The organism is Serratia sp. 506_PEND, assembly GCF_001076875.1.
GTDB classification, from domain to species: Bacteria; Pseudomonadota; Gammaproteobacteria; order Enterobacterales; family Enterobacteriaceae; genus Serratia; species Serratia marcescens.
This window is the reverse complement of sequence record NZ_JVEL01000600.1, coordinates 1-770: the sequence shown is the minus strand read 5'-3', so window position 1 is coordinate 770 and position 770 is coordinate 1. Positions and strand designations below refer to the sequence as shown.

The 770-nt window shown below is 51.6% G+C and carries 2 protein-coding genes; both read left to right on the top strand.

Annotation, left to right across the window (positions count from 1 at the left end; translation table 11 throughout):
- The first annotated feature begins 86 nt into the window (after positions 1-86).
- Positions 87-350 (top strand): hypothetical protein, encoded by a 264-nt coding sequence (locus ADK28_RS27040; protein WP_048797181.1) that lies wholly within the window; start codon positions 87-89, stop codon positions 348-350.
- 10 nt (positions 351-360) lie between these two features.
- Positions 361-770: DUF3164 family protein (locus tag ADK28_RS27035; RefSeq protein WP_048797182.1), on the top strand; the 410-nt coding region annotated here is incomplete at its 3' end.

Genomic DNA, 770 nt, shown 5'->3' with positions numbered 1-770 from the left:
TTGTTGTGAGAGAGAACGGCGTGCAGCGCACGGTACGCACGTCGCGCGTTCATGAATGCCAGGTTATCTGGAATTAAGGAGGCTATATGCCGAAGGTTATTTTTGAATTTACCGAAAGTGATGCTGTTGCGGGTGATGTTCCAGGGCATTTTGCTGTTCCGGTCACTATTAGTGTGGGTGTTGAGGGTTTTAATGATGCAAGGCCGGGGCACGCTGAATGCCTGGTACTAATCATGAAACAAAAGGCACCGGCAATTCTAAAGGTAATCAACGAAGTTTATGTTGGGAGGCTGAAAGAGACCGGCGCTTCCGGTGTTAAATCTGAACTTTTCAAAGTCAATCTGCAATAAGGTGATGAAAATGACTGTAAATACCACGCAGTTTACCGATAAAAACGTCCCAGAAGGCTACTGGGTCGACGCCAAGGGCGTCATGACGCCGGACAGCCTGGTCAAGGATATCGACAAGCTGCGCGATACCCTGGTGATGGAAATCGTTAATCGTGCCCTGCCGGTGAGTGATGCGCTGGCCGAGTTCAAGCTGTCCGGGTTCGCGGATATTGCGGCCTTCACCGACCTTTCCGCCAATCAGTACGGTGTGTCGTTGGGCGGTAAAAAAGGCAATGTCACGCTGTATTCCTATGATGGTCGCTTTAAGGTGCAGCGTGCCATGCAGGACCGTATCGCGTTCGATGAGCGCCTGCAGGCCGCCAAGGCGTTGATTGACCAGTGTCTGGCCGATTGGACCAAGGATGCCGGTGACGAGATTAA